Source organism: Streptomyces sp. NPDC055955, from assembly GCF_042270245.1.
Classification (GTDB): Bacteria; Actinomycetota; Actinomycetes; order Streptomycetales; family Streptomycetaceae; genus Streptomyces.
The window spans coordinates 86,370-101,355 of the sequence record NZ_JBHJYS010000010.1 but is presented as its reverse complement, the minus strand read 5'-3'; the positions used below and the strand labels follow the sequence as shown (position 1 = coordinate 101,355).

Annotated in this window: 15 protein-coding genes; 3 read left to right on the top strand and 12 right to left on the bottom strand. The window is 70.4% G+C overall.

Annotated elements, in window-relative coordinates; translation table 11 throughout:
- Window positions 1–81: 81 nt before the first annotated feature.
- The 7 genes from tsaE to ACFC96_RS21385 all read right to left on the bottom strand — a co-directional run bounded on the left by tsaE (window position 82) and on the right by ACFC96_RS21385 (window position 7,335).
- Window positions 82–597: a tRNA (adenosine(37)-N6)-threonylcarbamoyltransferase complex ATPase subunit type 1 TsaE gene (gene tsaE / locus ACFC96_RS21415; protein ID WP_376260139.1), complete on the bottom strand. Its 516-nt coding sequence runs from the start codon at window positions 595–597 to the stop codon at window positions 82–84.
- Window positions 569–1,774, bottom strand: coding sequence for an alpha/beta fold hydrolase (locus ACFC96_RS21410; RefSeq protein WP_376260141.1), 1,206 nt, complete (start codon window positions 1,772–1,774; stop codon window positions 569–571). Before ACFC96_RS21410 ends, tsaE begins: the two co-directional genes overlap by 29 nt.
- Window positions 1,767–2,930: an alanine racemase gene (alr, locus tag ACFC96_RS21405; protein ID WP_376260143.1), complete on the bottom strand. Its 1,164-nt coding sequence runs from the start codon at window positions 2,928–2,930 to the stop codon at window positions 1,767–1,769. Before alr ends, ACFC96_RS21410 begins: the two co-directional genes overlap by 8 nt.
- A gap of 345 nt (window positions 2,931–3,275) precedes the next feature.
- Window positions 3,276–4,721 carry an NAD(P)H-hydrate dehydratase gene (locus ACFC96_RS21400; protein WP_376613593.1) on the bottom strand — a complete coding sequence of 482 codons (1,446 nt, stop codon included), beginning with the start codon at window positions 4,719–4,721 and terminating at the stop codon, window positions 3,276–3,278.
- Window positions 4,722–4,820: 99 nt separating this feature from the next.
- Window positions 4,821–5,189: a holo-ACP synthase gene (locus ACFC96_RS21395; protein WP_116511020.1), complete on the bottom strand. Its 369-nt coding sequence runs from the start codon at window positions 5,187–5,189 to the stop codon at window positions 4,821–4,823.
- 29 nt (window positions 5,190–5,218) lie between these two features.
- Window positions 5,219–7,078 carry a glutamine--fructose-6-phosphate transaminase (isomerizing) gene (gene glmS / locus ACFC96_RS21390; protein ID WP_376613591.1) on the bottom strand — a complete coding sequence of 620 codons (1,860 nt, stop codon included), beginning with the start codon at window positions 7,076–7,078 and terminating at the stop codon, window positions 5,219–5,221.
- 23 nt (window positions 7,079–7,101) lie between these two features.
- Window positions 7,102–7,335, bottom strand: coding sequence for a hypothetical protein (locus tag ACFC96_RS21385; RefSeq protein ID WP_376260149.1), 234 nt, complete (start codon window positions 7,333–7,335; stop codon window positions 7,102–7,104).
- Window positions 7,336–7,582: 247 nt separating this feature from the next.
- Here ACFC96_RS21385 and coaA point away from each other — a divergent pair, with 247 nt between their 5' ends.
- Window positions 7,583–8,572 carry a type I pantothenate kinase gene (coaA, locus tag ACFC96_RS21380; RefSeq protein ID WP_100594970.1) on the top strand — a complete coding sequence of 330 codons (990 nt, stop codon included), beginning with the start codon at window positions 7,583–7,585 and terminating at the stop codon, window positions 8,570–8,572.
- 25 nt (window positions 8,573–8,597) lie between these two features.
- Complete coding sequence (locus tag ACFC96_RS21375; protein ID WP_376613589.1) at window positions 8,598–9,548, top strand: DUF389 domain-containing protein; 951 nt, start codon at window positions 8,598–8,600, stop codon at window positions 9,546–9,548.
- 16 nt (window positions 9,549–9,564) lie between these two features.
- On the opposite strand, the gene glmM is transcribed toward ACFC96_RS21375, so the two are convergent.
- The 3 genes from glmM to rplM form a co-directional block, all read right to left on the bottom strand.
- Entirely contained in the window at window positions 9,565–10,923 is a 1,359-nt protein-coding gene (gene glmM, locus ACFC96_RS21370) for a phosphoglucosamine mutase (protein WP_376260153.1), read from the bottom strand.
- A 189-nt stretch (window positions 10,924–11,112) separates the two neighbouring features.
- Window positions 11,113–11,634 carry a 30S ribosomal protein S9 gene (rpsI, locus tag ACFC96_RS21365; protein ID WP_100594864.1) on the bottom strand — a complete coding sequence of 174 codons (522 nt, stop codon included), beginning with the start codon at window positions 11,632–11,634 and terminating at the stop codon, window positions 11,113–11,115.
- A gap of 42 nt (window positions 11,635–11,676) precedes the next feature.
- Window positions 11,677–12,120: a 50S ribosomal protein L13 gene (gene rplM / locus ACFC96_RS21360; protein WP_266673369.1), complete on the bottom strand. Its 444-nt coding sequence runs from the start codon at window positions 12,118–12,120 to the stop codon at window positions 11,677–11,679.
- 429 nt (window positions 12,121–12,549) lie between these two features.
- Here rplM and ACFC96_RS21355 point away from each other — a divergent pair, with 429 nt between their 5' ends.
- Window positions 12,550–13,407 (top strand): hypothetical protein, encoded by an 858-nt coding sequence (locus tag ACFC96_RS21355; RefSeq protein WP_376613587.1) that lies wholly within the window; start codon window positions 12,550–12,552, stop codon window positions 13,405–13,407.
- A gap of 4 nt (window positions 13,408–13,411) precedes the next feature.
- Here ACFC96_RS21355 and truA read toward each other — a convergent pair whose 3' ends face one another.
- Window positions 13,412–14,281, bottom strand: a complete 870-nt coding sequence (gene truA, locus ACFC96_RS21350; protein WP_376613585.1) for a tRNA pseudouridine(38-40) synthase TruA — start codon at window positions 14,279–14,281, stop codon at window positions 13,412–13,414.
- A gap of 79 nt (window positions 14,282–14,360) precedes the next feature.
- Complete coding sequence (gene rplQ / locus ACFC96_RS21345; protein ID WP_376260159.1) at window positions 14,361–14,831, bottom strand: 50S ribosomal protein L17; 471 nt, start codon at window positions 14,829–14,831, stop codon at window positions 14,361–14,363.
- Window positions 14,832–14,986 lie beyond the last annotated feature (155 nt).

Sequence of the window (14,986 nt, the reverse complement as noted above, 5' to 3'; positions counted from 1 at the left end):
CCTCCATGTGACCATGCCGAGCGCACGCCGCGCAACATTTTGCCGACGCCATGTCGGAACGTTCGGGTGAAGGTACGAGAGTCAGGCGGCCAGAGCCTCCAGGCCGGCGCCGGCCCAGCGCGCCCCGAGGCCACGCAACGTCACGGAACGCACCTCGTCGTCCGTGTCGCCCGTGGCGCGGTGGATCACCACATGGAGCCGGTCGTCGGCGAGGTCCTCCACCTTGCCGTCGCCCCACTCGACGACGACCACGGAGTCGGGCAGCGAGACGTCGAGGTCGAGGTCCTCCATCTCGTCGAGCCCACCGCCGAGCCGGTACGCGTCCACGTGCACCAGGGCGGGCCCGTCGCCGAGGGGCGGGTGGACGCGGGCGATGACGAAGGTCGGAGAGGTCACGGCGCCCCGTACACCGAGCCCCTCGCCGAGCCCGCGGGTCAGCGTGGTCTTGCCCGCGCCCAGCTCGCCGGTGAGCATGACCAGGTCGCCCGGGCGGAGCAGCTTGGCGAGGCGGCGGCCCAGATCCCCCATACGGGTGGGCGAGTTGACGGTGATCGAGGCGATGGCGGCGTCAGCTGCCGGGCTGTGCGGTGTCTCCATAACTTCCCACGGTAGCCCCTGCGGGAACGGCTCCCGTGCGCGAGAGAAGGTCGGCCAGCCGGTCGGTGACGGCCTCGGGGTGCTCCAGCATCACCAGGTGCCCGGCGTCGGGCACGAGCACCAGCTCGGCGTCGGGGAGCAGCCCGGCGATGGCCTCGCTGTGCTCACTGGGGGTGACGAGATCCTGGTCGCCGGCCAGCACGAGGACGGGCAGCCGGGCGAACCGCTCGAGGGCCTCGCTCTTCTCGTGTTCCTGGAAGGCGGGGTAGAACTCGGCGACGACGTCGATCGGCGTGCTCTCGATCATCCGCTCGGCGAAGCGGGCGACGGCGGGATCGACGTCACGTGAGGCGAACGAGTAGCGCTTGATGATGCCGGCGAACAGGTCGGCGGTCGCCCGGCGCCCCCTCTCCACGAGGTCGGCGCGCTGGCCCAGGATCTTCAGGATGCCGGGGAGCACGCGCCGCACGGCGTTGACGCCGGCCACGGGCAGCCCGTAGCTGACCTCGCCGAGCTTGCCGGAGGAGGTCCCGACGAGGGCGACGCCGACGACGCGCTCGGCCACGACCTCGGGAAACTGGTCGGCGAACGCCATCACGGTCATGCCGCCCATGGAGTGCCCGACGAGGACGAGCGGCCCCTCGGGGGCGGCGGCGTCGATGACGGCCTTCAGATCGTGCCCGAGCTGGTCGATGGTGACTCCGGGGCCGCCGTCGCCCTGCCCCACCCCGCGCCCGGACCGCCCGTGGCTGCGCTGATCCCAGTAGACGGAGCGCACCACGCCCCGCAGGGCGGCACGCTGGAAATGCCAGGAGTCCTGATTGAGGCAGTACCCGTGACTGAAGACCACGGTGACCGGCGCCGGGGCCTTACGGCCGAAGAGGCGACGCTTGCGAGGACCTGCGCCGCCCTCGGCCTCCACTTCCTCGACCTCGTAGTAGAGCTCGGTGCCGTCCTCGGCACGGGCCTTGCCGGGGGTGCCACGCAAAGACCCGTAGGGGCCGGAGGCATCCAGCGCGAGCCGCGCCTTTCTGCGCATGCCGCGGCCGACGGTGAGCCGCTCCACGGCGACACCGGCCGCGGCGCCGGCCGCGACGACACCTATCGCGGCGCCGGCCAACCCGGCCCGCCGCCAGCTCGCGACGGCCGCCGTGACCTCGGCGCTGCTCTCACTCACGTGCCGCTCCTCCGTCGTCCACATAGACGCGCGGAACACGCGCCCCGATCCGGGTGACGATCTCGTACGCGATGGTGCCGGCGGCCTGCGCCCAGTCCTCGGCGGTCGGCTCGCCCCGGTCGCCGGGCCCGAACAGCACGGCCTCGTCCCCGGCCGCCGGCTCGTCGCCGCCGAGATCGACGACGAACTGGTCCATGGCGACGCGCCCGGCGACGGTACGCAGCTTGCCCCCGATGAGTACGGGCCCGGCCCCCGAGGCATGCCGGGGGATCCCGTCCCCGTACCCGAGGGGCACGAGCCCCAGGGTGGTCTCGCCCGGGGTGACGTAGTGATGCCCGTAACTGACGCCGAGCCCGCCCGGGGCGTGCTTCACCAGGGCGAGCGAGGCGGACAGGGTCATGACGGGCCGCAGCCCGAAGTCCTCGGGCGTGCCGATCTCGGGGCTGGGGGAGATCCCGTACATGGCGATGCCGGGCCGCACCAGGTCGAAATGGGTCTCGGGCAGAGTCAGGGTCCCCGGCGAGTTGGCGATGTGCCGGACCTCGGGCCGGACCCCGGCCGCCTCCGCGAAGGAGACCATCTCGCGAAAACGCTCCAGCTGAGCGGCGATCGACGGATGCCCCGGCTCGTCGGCACAGGCGAAGTGGGACCAGAGCCCCGTGACGACGACGAGCCCCTCGCGCTCCGCGGCCACGGCGGAACGCACAAGCTCGGGCCAGTCACCGGGCAGGCACCCATTGCGTCCGAGCCCCGTGTCGGCCTTCAACTGGATACGCGCGGCGCGCCCGACCACCCGAGCGGCTGCGACGACCTCGTCCAGAGCCCACATGCCGCTCACGGACATGTCGAGATCGGCCTCGATGCCCTCGCGCCAGGGCCCGCCGGGCGTCCAGAGCCAGCACATGACGCGCCCCTCGATGCCCGCGGCGCGCACCGCGAGGGCCTCCTCGGGCGTGGCCGTACCGATCCAGGTGGCGCCGGCCTCCCGCGCGGCGCGCGCGCAGGGGATCATGCCGTGGCCGTAGGCATCAGCCTTGACCACAGCCATGAAGGCGGCCCCCGGCGCACGATCGCGCAGGGATCGCACATTGGCCCGCAGAGCGGCCAGATCGATCTCGGCCCGGGCACGGCCCACGGCAGGTGCTCTCTCAGTCATCGTGCGCCCAGTCTCTCAGAGCCCCCCGACACCCCCACGTGACCACCACCCGCCAAACCACGCACATCAACCCAAATCGCCAGGTGAGCCGCCACATCGAACGGAGAACACCACGCTCGCCCGCTCCCCCACCACCGCAGCCGTACGACAACAGGAGGGAACGCACCGGGATGTGCGCGCGGAGCCACCTCCGCGTCGTTACAGACGCCTGGCCGACCGGGGCCGACCCATAGGACAGCGAGCACGTACATCCCAGAGCGGCCCCCCGCCCCGAAGACGGCGAAGCGCCCACGACGGCGAAGAAGAACCCCACCGCCCCAAGCCCAAGCCCAAGCCCCCCACGCCCTACCCCTCGTGCCGAATGTCCCCCCAAGCCCCGGCAATCCCCCCAGCCACATCCTGAGCAACAACAGGCGCCCCGCCCGACACACGCCGAGCGGCAAGCCCATGGAGATAGGCCCCCACAGACCCGGCGTCGAGCGCTCCCAGCCCCGCCGCGAGCAGCGACCCGCACAGCCCGGACAACACGTCACCGCTGCCCGCGGTGGCCAGCCAGGCGGTGCCCGTGGAATTGACCCGGGCCGGATGCCCGGCACCCTCCCGCCGCCCCTCGGCGACCAAGGTCGTGGACCCCTTCAGGAGCACGGTGGCGGAGAACCGGTCGGCCAACTCCCGCACAGCCGCAAGCCGCTCCGCCTCCACCTCCTCCCGGGCAACCCCCAACAACGCGGCGGCCTCTCCCGCATGAGGCGTGAGCAACGTAGGCGCGGCCCGCCCCCGAACGGCCTCGGGATCGGCGAGCCGCAGCCCGTCGGCGTCGATCAGAACAGGCACCTGCGCACCCAGGACATCCGCGAGCCCGAAGGCTTCGTCACCCAGTCCGGGCCCGGCCACCCACGCCTGCACCCGCCCCGCCTTCCCCGGCGCGCCTTCGGACACCAGGGTCTCGGGGAAACGCGAGACGACGGCGCCGGCCGCGGGTCCGACGTACCGGACAGCCCCGGCCCCACCCCGCAGAGCCCCGGCGACGGCAAGCACGGCGGCACCCGGATACCGGGCGGACCCGGCGACGACGCCCACGACACCGCGCCGGTACTTGTCGCTCTCCCCGGTGGGTTCGGGCAGCAGCCGGGCCACGTCACCGTGTTGAAGCGCCTCCACATCCCCCTCGCCACGCCCCAGTTCGAGCTCGATGTCGACGAGCCGGACGGCACCGGCGTACTCCCGCCCGGGATCGACGAGAAGCCCCGGCTTGTACACGCCGAAGGTGACGGTCACATCGGCGCGGACGGCCTCCCCGGCGACCTGCCCGGTATCGGCGTCGACGCCGCTGGGCAGATCCACGGAGACGACAACGGCACCGGACTCCGAGGCGGCACGGACAACGGGCAGGGCAGCCGCGCGAAGCCCACCCCGCCCCCCGATGCCCACGATCCCGTCGACGACGAGATCGGCGCCGGCCAGAGCGCGCTCACCGGATGCGGTGACGCGCCCCCCGGCGGCCAGGAACGCGGCAAGCCCGGCACGGTGCACACGCTCTGAGTCCAGGAGCACGGCGGAGACCCCGGCGCCCCGACGGGCGAGCCGGGCGCCGGCATAGAGGGCGTCACCCCCGTTGTCCCCGGACCCGACGAGGAGCACGACCCGGGCCCCGTACACCTTGCCGAGGAGTTCGGCACAGACGACGGCGAGCCCGGCGGCCGCTCGCTGCATCAGGGCGCCCTCGGGAAGCCGCGCCATGAGGGCGCGCTCGGCGGTCCGTACGGTCTCGACGCTGTAAGCGGTACGCATGGGACCGAGTCTCCCGCACAGGGGAACACCTCGCCCGCGGCCGAAGCCGCAAGCCGAAGCCGGCGCGAGGCCGGCGCACCGTCCCCTGCCCGTGAGCCCCTACCCCTCGGCGATCACCACCGCCGACGCGACCCCGGCGTCATGACTGAGCGACACATGCCACGACCGCACACCCATCTCCGCGGCACGCGCGGCAACGGTCCCGGTGACCCGTAGCCGCGGCTGCCCGCTCTCCTCGACACAGACCTCCGCATCGGTCCACCGCAACCCGGCCGGCGCCCCCAGCGCCTTGGCCAGCGCCTCCTTGGCGGCGAACCGGGCGGCCAGCGAGGCGACTCCGCGCCGCTCCCCGCTGGGAAGCAGCAACTCCCGATCGCAGAAGAGCCGTTCGGCCATTCCGGGTGTCCGCGCGAGCGACGCCTCGAACCGCTCGATCTCGGCGACGTCGATCCCGACCCCAATAATCAAATCCAGCCCCTCGTCATCAGATCAGCCGCTCACTCCACCGTCACGGACTTGGCGAGGTTGCGAGGCTGGTCGACCTCGTTCCCCCGGGCCGTGGCCAGCTCGCAAGCAAACACCTGCAACGGCACCGCCGCAACCAGCGGCTGAAGGAGCGTGGGGGTGGCCGGGATCCGTACGAGATGGTCGGCGTAGGGGACGACCGCCTCATCCCCCTCCTCGGCGATCACGATGGTGCGTGCCCCGCGGGCCCGGATCTCCTGGATATTGGACACGATCTTGTCGTGGAGGACGGACCGTCCCTTGGGCGACGGCACGACGACCACGACAGGCACGTCGTCCTCGATCAACGCGATGGGGCCGTGCTTGAGTTCACCGGCGGCGAAGCCCTCCGCGTGCATATAGGCGAGCTCCTTGAGCTTCAGGGCTCCTTCAAGAGCGACGGGATAGCCCACGTGCCGCCCCAGGAAGAGCACGGTCCGCTTGTCGGAGAGCGACCGGGCCAGCGCCCGCACGGGCTCCATGGTCTCCAGAACGCGCTCGACCTCACCGGAGATGTCGGCCAGGTCCCGGATCACCGCGCGGATCTCGTCCCCCCACTTCGTTCCGCGCACCTGTCCCAGGTACATGGCCACGAGATAACAGGCGACGAGCTGCGTGAGGAACGCCTTGGTGGAGGCGACGGCGACCTCGGGCCCCGCGTGCGTGTAGAGAACGGCGTCGGACTCACGGGGAATGGTCGACCCGTTCGTGTTGCAGATGGCGAGGACGGTCGCACCCTGGTCGCGGGCGTGCCGCAGCGCCATCAGCGTGTCCATCGTCTCGCCCGACTGCGAGATGGCGATGACGAGCGAGCGCCCGCCGAGAATGGGATCCCGGTACCGGAACTCGCTCGCGAGCTCCACCTCGCAAGGGATCCGGGTCCAGTGCTCGATGGCGTACTTGGCGATGAGACCGGAGTGGAACGCGGTCCCGCACGCCACGATCACGACCTTGTCGACTTCCTTCAACACAGCTGTGGGGATACGGAGTTCGTCGAGCGTCAGCGCCCCGTCGACGCCGATGCGCCCGAGCAGCGTGTCGGCGACCGCCTTCGGCTGCTCGGCGATCTCCTTGAGCATGAAGTAGTCGTAGCCGCCCTTCTCGGCGGCGGAGGCGTCCCAGTCGACGTGGTACGACCGCACCTCGGCGGGCCGCCCGTCGAAGTCGGTGACGGTCACCCCGTCCCCTGCGCCGTCCCGCCGCAGCTCGACGACCTGGTCCTGGCCCAGTTCGATCGCGGAGCGCGTATGGGCGATGAAGGCGGCGACGTCGGAGGCGAGGAACGCCTCGTCCTCCCCCACGCCGACGACCAGAGGCGAGTTGCGCCGGGCGCCCACGACGACATCGGGCTCGTCGGCGTGCACGGCGACCAGCGTGAACGCCCCTTCGAGGCGTCGGCAGACGAGGCGCATGGCCTCGGCGAGGCCGGCGCACACGGAGAACTCCTCGGCGAGCAGATGCGCGACGACCTCGGTGTCGGTCTCCGACTCCAGGACGTGCCCGCGCTCGGCCAGCTCCGCGCGCAGCTCGGCGAAGTTCTCGATGATGCCGTTGTGGACGACGGCGACGCGGCCGGCGTTGTCGAGGTGCGGATGCGCGTTCACATCGGTCGGGCCGCCGTGAGTGGCCCAACGGGTGTGGCCGATGCCCGTGGCCCCGGCCGGCAGCGGCCGCTCCACGAGCTCCTTCTCCAGGTTGGCGAGCTTGCCCGCCTTCCTGGCCGAGGCGAGGCCGCCGTCGGCCAGCACCGCGACCCCGGCCGAGTCGTAACCCCGGTATTCGAGCCGCTTCAGTCCGGCGAGCACGACGTCGAGCGCCGACTGAGATCCGACGTATCCCACGATTCCGCACATAGCGGCAGCCTAAGGCCGTGCGGTCAGCAGCCCCAGACGATCCGGTCCCGCGCGTCCTCCAGGAGACGCAGATACTCCACTTCCTCGCAGCGCGGCTTGCTGCCCATCTCGTAGAGGTCGAGACAGTCGTCGAGATCGTCGCGCAGGTCCTCGTCGGGCAGGTCGAGGGCGAGTTCGCTGCGCACTCGCCCGGCGAAGTCGTCCTCGAGGGGTCCGGGTCTGCGCCGGACGAGGTCACGCAAGCGGGGCACGGTCATGACGGTTCCCTCCCACCCGGACGGCGCGGCTCGGCGCCGGGTGCCGGGAACGTATCCCCGTTCCCCTGCCCGGTCCAGACCTGCGACCGCAGAACTCCAGGAATCGAGCACCTGTCAGGCACGCATCAGACACGAACAGAGCACGAAAACCACACCCCGGCCCGCCCCGCCGACCCCAAGGTGACGCACCCCACCCCCCACCCCGTCCACACAGCCGTAACAATGGACTGTGATCTCTTCGGTCTCCGTGCCCCCGACGGCACCCCGGAGCGCCCACCGGCACAAGCCGGAGGCGACTCCCTACGTCGACCTCACCCGCACCGAGTGGAGCGCGCTGCGCAACAAGACGCCGCTGCCCCTCACCGCCGATGAGCTGGAGAAACTGCGCGGCCTCGGCGATGTCATCGACCTGGACGAGGTCCGGGACATCTACCTCCCGCTCTCACGCCTCCTCAACCTGTACGTCGGCGCCACCGACACCCTGCGCGGCGCGCTCAACACCTTCCTGGGCGAGACCGTCGAGAAGGCGTCCCAGTCGGGCACGCCCTTCGTCATAGGGGTCGCCGGTTCGGTGGCGGTGGGCAAGTCGACCGTCGCCCGCCTCCTCCAGGCACTGCTGTCCCGCTGGCCCGAGCACCCGCGCGTGGAGCTGGTCACCACGGACGGCTTCCTGCTGCCGACGAAGGAGCTGGAGCGGCGCGGCCTGATGTCGCGCAAGGGCTTCCCCGAGTCGTACGACCGCCGCGCCCTGACCCGCTTCGTCGCCGACATCAAGGCGGGCAAGGACGAGGTGTCGGCGCCCGTCTACTCCCACCTGATCTACGACATCGTGCCCGGCCAGAAGCTCACGGTCCGCCGCCCCGACATCCTCATCGTCGAGGGCCTGAACGTGCTCCAGCCGGCCATGCCCGGCAAGGACGGCCGCACCCGCGTCGGCCTCGCCGACTACTTCGACTTCAGCGTGTACGTGGACGCCCGCGCCGAGGACATCGAGAGCTGGTACCTCAACCGGTTCAAGAAGCTCCGCCAGACGGCCTTCCAGAACCCTTCCTCGTACTTCCGCAAGTACACGCAGGTCTCCGAGGAGGAGGCACTCGACTACGCGCGGACGACCTGGCGGACCATCAACAAGCCGAACCTGCTGGAGAATGTGGCGCCCACGCGCGGCCGCGCGACGCTCGTCGTGCGCAAGGGCCCCGACCACAAAGTGCAGCGGCTGAGCCTGCGGAAGCTGTAGAAAACCGGGAAGCTACGCTTCGCGCATGCTGCACCTGCGACTGATCACCCCGGCCGACAGGACCGACGCGGTGGCCCGCCTGATCGAAAGGACCGTCGGCACCACGCATCTCGTGGTGGTGCCGGGCGCGGCCCGCGACCCGAAGGGCGACGTCGTGATGTGCGACGTCGCTCGGGAGGCCGGCGACGAACTGATCAGCGGGCTGCGCGGCCTGCACATCGACACGACGGGCTCGATCGCGGTCGAGAACATCGACCTGTCGCTGTCGAGGCTGGCCGACCGGGCGGAGGACGAGGCCCCGGGCGAGGGCGCGGACGCGGTCCTGTGGGAAGCGCTGACGGACGCGACGCACGAGGAGTCCACGCTCAACGTCACCTACGTGGCGTTCCTGGCCGTCGCGACGATGCTCGCCGCCTGCGGTGTGATGCTGGACAACGCGATCCTGATCGTCGGCGCGATGGCCGTCGGCCCCGAGTTCGGGCCGCTCGCCGGAATCTCCACGGCACTGGTGCAGCGCGCCCCGCGCCTGGTGTGGCGCTCACTGTGGGCCCTGCTCGCGGGGTTCGCCGCCGCGATGCTGCTGACGGCCGGATTCAGCTGGCTGCTGGACACGTTCGGCCTGTTCACGCGCTCGATGATCGAGGCGGACCGGCCGAACACGTCGTTCATCTGGAAGCCGGACTGGATGTCGTTCGTCGTGGCGTTCCTCGCGGGCATCGCCGGGACGCTGTCCCTCACGTCCGCGAAGTCGGGGGCCCTGATCGGCGTCGCCATCTCGGTGACGACGGTCCCGGCGGCCGCGAACGCGGCGGTGGCCTTCGCGTACAGCGACTACGCCCAGACCTGGGGCTCGACCGCTCAGCTCCTCGCGAACCTCGGCGGCATCGTCCTGGCCGGCACGCTCACGCTGCTCGCCCAGAAGTGGTTCTGGGCGACACAGCGCAAGCGCACCGCTCCTGCGTCCGACCCGGCCTGACGCAAGGTGAACTGCCTCAGCCCAGCGTGGACTTGACGACGTCGGCGAGACGGCCGGCGATCGAGCGGGCCTGCTCGATGTCGGCGGCCTCGACCATGACGCGGACCAGCGGCTCCGTGCCGGACGAACGCAGCAGCACCCGGCCCGTCGCACCCAGCTCGCGCTCGGCGTCGGTGACGGCGGCGGCCAGCTCGGCGGACGTCGTGACGCGGGACTTGTCGACGTCGCGCACATTGACCAGGACCTGAGGCAGGCGCTCCATGACGGAGGCGAGGTCCTGGAGGGTGCGGCCGGTCTGGGCGACGCGGGCCGCGAGCAGCAGACCCGTGAGCGTACCGTCGCCGGTCGTCGCGTGGTCGAGGATGATCACGTGCCCGGACTGCTCGCCGCCGAGCGCGTACCCGTGCTCCTTCATCGACTCCAGGACGTACCGGTCACCGACGGCGGTCGCCACGAACTCGATGCCCTCGCGCTCCATGGCCAGCTTGAAACCGAGGTTCGACATGACGGTCGCGACCACGGTGTCCTGGCGCAGCGCGCCGTGCTCCCGCATCGACAGGGCGAGCACCGCGAGGATCTGGTCCCCGTCGATCTCGGCGCCCGTGTGGTCCACGGCCAGGCAGCGGTCGGCGTCACCGTCGTGCGCGATGCCGAGGTCGGCGCCGTGCTCGACGACGGCGGCCTTCAGCAGGTCGAGGTGGGTGGATCCGCAGCCGTCGTTGATGTTCAGGCCGTCCGGGTCGGCGCCGATCGTGATGATCTCGGCGCCGGCCCGCGCGAACGCCTCGGGCGAGACCCGCGCCGCCGCGCCGTGCGCCTCGTCCAGGACGATCCGCAGACCGTCGAGGCGGTTGGGCAGCACACCGATGAGGTGGGCGACGTACTGGTCGGCACCCTCGGCGTACGAGTTCACGCGGCCGACACCGGCACCGGTCGGGCGGTCCCACGGCGCACCGGTGCGGTGCTGCTCGTAGACCTGCTCGATACGGTCCTCCAGCTCGTCGGCGAGCTTGTGGCCGCCGCGCGCGAAGAACTTGATGCCGTTGTCCGGCATCGCGTTGTGGCTGGCGGACAGCATCACGCCGAGGTCGGCGCCCAGCGCGCCGGTGAGATGCGCCACCGCGGGGGTGGGCAGCACGCCGACCCGCAGGACGTCGACGCCGGCGCTGGCCAGACCCGCGACGACCGCGGCCTCCAGGAACTCGCCCGAAGCCCGTGGGTCACGACCAACCACGGCCACCGGACGGTGCCCCTCGAACGTCCCCGCCTCGCCGAGTACATGAGCCGCCGCCACGGAGAGTCCGAGCGCGAGCTCGGCCGTCAGATCCGCGTTGGCGACACCTCGTACGCCGTCCGTGCCGAACAGTCGTCCCACTGGTGTCCTCCGAACTATCGAAATTCTCGAAGAAGCGTCGGAAATCATCCGAGCATGCAAACTTATGAGCACCTTGTGTCGTTATTATGAGCATCTTGTGCCCACATACGCCCAGGGCCGTCATATACGAACGCCCCGGCGGCACACAGCGTGCCGCCGGGGCGAACGAAACGAACAAGCAGCAGCGATTTAGCGCTTGCTGTACTGCGGGGCCTTACGGGCCTTCTTGAGACCGGCCTTCTTGCGCTCGACCGCACGGTCGTCGCGCTTGAGGTAACCGGCCTTCTTGAGGGCGCCGCGGTTGTTGTCGACGTCGGCCTCGTTCAGCGCACGGGCGACACCGAGACGGAGCGCACCGGCCTGACCGGAGACGCCGCCACCCGAGATGCGGGCGATGACGTCGTAGCGGTTGTCGAGCTCGAGCACCTTGAAGGGCTCGTTGACTTCCTGCTGGTGGACCTTGTTCGGGAAGTAGTCCTCGAGCGTGCGCCCGTTGACCTTCCACTTGCCGGTGCCGGGCACGATGCGAACGCGCGCGATGGCGTTCTTGCGACGGCCCAGGCCGGCGGCCGGCTGCGGGTCGCCGAAGCGCGCGGCGTTCGACTCCGAGGTGTACTCACCCTCGACGGGGACCTCGGACTCGGTGGTGTACTGCTCGACGTCGACAATCTCGGTCTCTTCGACCGGCTGCTCAACGGTGGTCTCGGCCACGATTCTCCTCAGATTCTTTTTCGTCTTTGGGGGTGGCCGGAACTACTGCGCGACCTGGGTGATCTCGAACGGCACCGGCTGCTGGGCAGCGTGGGGGTGCTGGTCGCCCGAGTAGACCTTCAGCTTCGAGAGCACCTGACGGCCCAGGGTGTTCTTGGGGATCATGCCCTTGATGGCCTTCTCGACGGCCTTCTCGGGGTTCTTGTCCAGCAGCTCGTCGTAACGAACCGAACGCAGACCGCCCGGGTAACCGGAGTGGCGGTACGCCATCTTCTGGGTCTTCTTGTTGCCGGAGAGGTGCACCTTGTCCGCGTTGATGATGATGACGAAGTCACCAGCGTCGACGTGGGGGGCGTAGATCGGCTTGTGCTTGCCCCGCAGGATGTTCGCGGCAGTGGTCGCCAGACGACCCAGGACGACATCCTGGGCGTCGATGACGTACCACTGGCGAGAGATGTCGCCGGGCTTGGGGCTGTACGTACGCACTTAGCAGCCTTCTTCTTCTTCAGTGGATGGGTGCTGAAAGTGGCATCACTGAAGCGATCGTGCAGCTGGGGACGACAGTGCCGGGTTCAGCGCCCGTATGCCGCCCACTGGTAACTGCTCCAGGGAACCTGTGCATGGCCCCTCACGTGAGCATGAGAAAGCCAATACACATAACGAACAAGCAGGATACCCGCGCTTCCCCGTACGGGTCAAAACGCGGACCTGGACTCCGGCACCGCCGGATCCGCCGCACTGGGCGGCCCTGCCGTCTACCAGACTAACCGCACGTCGCCGCAGGCAGCGCCGCACAAGCGTGACCCCTGGCACACAAGAGCGCACACACGGCACACACAAGATCGGCCAGACCCTGCGCACACCCTTCCCCACCACGCCCCGGCACCCCCTGCGCGGCGGTCTAAGATGCGCCCCATGAGCTTTGGGCAGGGGGGACCCCAGTGGGGTTCCGGGGGCAGCGGTGGTTCACAGGGACCGGACTGGGCGGCGCTCGCCGAAGCGTCCGAGGCACGCGCGCGGCGCCGCCGCTGGCTGATGATCGGCGGTGGCGCGCTCGCCACGGTCGCCGTCGGCTCGGCGGTCGCGTTCGCGATCGTCTCCGCCAACGGCACCGACTCGGCCTCCAACAAGCCCGCCGACCAGCTGCCGACGACCGCGGACATCCCGAGCGACACGACCCCGGCGGACCCGACGTTCGCGGAGACCACGCCGCCGCCCCCGCTCGACCCCAAGGACTTCATCTCCAGCGCCAAGAAGGACAAGGCCCCGCTCAGCGCGGACACGCTCTTCCCCGGCACCAGGCTCACGGTCGGCGACCGCGTCTACAAGAAGGGCGCGACCGCCAGCACACAGAGCTGCGCCTCCGTCACCCACGGCGCGCTCGGCGGCGTCCTGACCGGCAACGACTGCACGCGTCTGATCCGCGCCACCTACGCGAAGGACGGCGTCGCGGTCACCGTCGGCGTCGCCGTGTTCGACACGGAGGCCCAGGCCACCAAGGCCAAGAACCAGTACACCAAGGGCACCGTGACCTCCCTGTCCGGCTCGGGCGTCCCCGAGTTCTGCCGTACGACGATCTGCCGCTCGACCACCAACTCGTACGGCCGCTACGCGTATTTCACGACCGCCGGGTTCACCAGCGGCAGCCGGGACGTCACCACCAAGGACCGCGCGGTCTTCACCACCGGCGACGACCTGGCCGAGTTCACGTTCCGTCAGATCACCCGGCGCGGCGAGGCGCAGGCCTCCGCCGCGGCCGAGGCGCCCCAGTAGGGGCTCAGCAGCACCCCGGCTCCGAGAACGGCGCTCCCGGCAGCGTCCGCCTGTTCCTGGCCTCCTTGCTGCGCGCCGCGAGCAACTCGTCGGCGGGGTAACCGACTTCCTCCAGCGTCAGACCGTGCGGCCGCACCACGTGCACCGCCGAGTCCCGCACCCCGGCGGCCAGGACCTTCGCGGGCCAGTCCGGCGGCCGGTGACCGTCACCGACGAACAGCATCGCGCCGACCAGTGAGCGCACCATGTTGTGGCAGAACGCGTCGGCCCGGACGGTCGCCTCGAGGATCCCGTCGGGCGACCGCTCCCACCGCAGCTCCTGGAGCGTACGGATCGTCGTCGCGCCCTCGCGCCGCTTGCAGTACGCGGCGAAGTCGTGCTCCCCGAGCAGCTTCTCCGCGGCCGCGTTCATCGCGTCGATGTCCAGCTCCCAGTCGTGCCACAGCACATGACTGCGCAACAGCGGATCGACCCCGCCGGGGTTGTCGGTCACCCGGTACACGTACCGACGCCACACGGCGGCGAAGCGCGCGTTGAACCCGCTCGGCGCCTGCGCCACCTTCCACACCCGCACATCGTGCGGCAGCCGTCCCGCGAGCCGGCGCAGGAGCTTGTCCTGGTGCTCGGCCCAGACGTCCTCCGGCAGATCGACATGCGCGACCTGCCCGCGCGCGTGCACCCCCGCGTCGGTCCGCCCGGCCACGGTCAGCTCGTACGTCTGCGCGGACCGGGTCACGGTCTTCAGCGCGTCCTCGATCTCACCCTGTACGGTCCGCCGGCCGCTGGCCTGCTTCGCCCACCCGGAGAAGTCCTTGCCGTCGTACGACACGTCCAGCCGCACCCGCACGAACCCGGGCTCTACCTCGTCACTCACACACAGATCCTCTCAGGCGAAGGCAATACGAAAGCGGGCCCGCCCCGAAGGGCGGACCCGCTCACATCAAGGCAGAGCCTCAGGCGTCCTTGGACTCCTCGGCGACCTCGGCGGCCGGAGCGGCAGCCTCGGCGTCCTTGGCGGCACGCTTGGTGGCGGCCTCGGCCTCACCGGTGGCCTGCTGCGCGACCGTCAGCGCCTCGACCAGCTCGATGACAGCCATGGGCGCGTTGTCGCCACGGCGGTTACCGATCTTGGTGATGCGGGTGTAACCACCCGGACGGTTCTCGTAGCGCGGGGCGATCTCGGTGAAGAGCGTGTGGACGACGCTCTTGTCCGTGATGACCTGGAGCACCTGACGGCGGTTGTGAAGGTCGCCCTTCTTCGCCTTGGTGACCAGACGCTCCGCGTACGGGCGCAGACGACGGGCCTTGGCCTCGGTCGTCGTGATCTTGCCGTGCTCGAAGAGCGACTTCGCGAGGTTCGCGATGAGCAGCTTCTCGTGCGCAGCGCTGCCGCCCAGACGGGCACCCTTGGTGGGCTTCGGCATGATGTATCTCCTAGGTGTCTGCCCCGGCCGTATCAGGTACCAGGGTCAGTATCCGAGCGGGCGGCTGCCCGTCGGAGACCCGCGCCCCGTAAGGGGCGCGGGGAACTGTGCGACCAGCCGAAGCCGGCCCCGCAGCAGAAAATCCGGCGTCCTCG

Excerpts from the sequence above, each read along its gene's own strand:
- alr (WP_376260143.1), bottom strand. The coding sequence starts at position 2,930 with ATGACTGAGAGAGCACCTGCCGTGGGCCGTGCCCGGGCCGAGATCGAT.
- rplQ (WP_376260159.1), bottom strand. The coding sequence starts at position 14,831 with ATGCCGAAGCCCACCAAGGGTGCCCGTCTGGGCGGCAGCGCTGCGCAC.
- glmS (WP_376613591.1), bottom strand. The coding sequence starts at position 7,078 with ATGTGCGGAATCGTGGGATACGTCGGATCTCAGTCGGCGCTCGACGTC.
- ACFC96_RS21375 (WP_376613589.1), top strand. The coding sequence starts at position 8,598 with ATGCTGCACCTGCGACTGATCACCCCGGCCGACAGGACCGACGCGGTG.
- ACFC96_RS21355 (WP_376613587.1), top strand. The coding sequence starts at position 12,550 with ATGAGCTTTGGGCAGGGGGGACCCCAGTGGGGTTCCGGGGGCAGCGGT.
- tsaE (WP_376260139.1), bottom strand. The coding sequence starts at position 597 with ATGGAGACACCGCACAGCCCGGCAGCTGACGCCGCCATCGCCTCGATC.
- ACFC96_RS21400 (WP_376613593.1), bottom strand. The coding sequence starts at position 4,721 with ATGCGTACCGCTTACAGCGTCGAGACCGTACGGACCGCCGAGCGCGCC.
- ACFC96_RS21385 (WP_376260149.1), bottom strand. The coding sequence starts at position 7,335 with ATGACCGTGCCCCGCTTGCGTGACCTCGTCCGGCGCAGACCCGGACCC.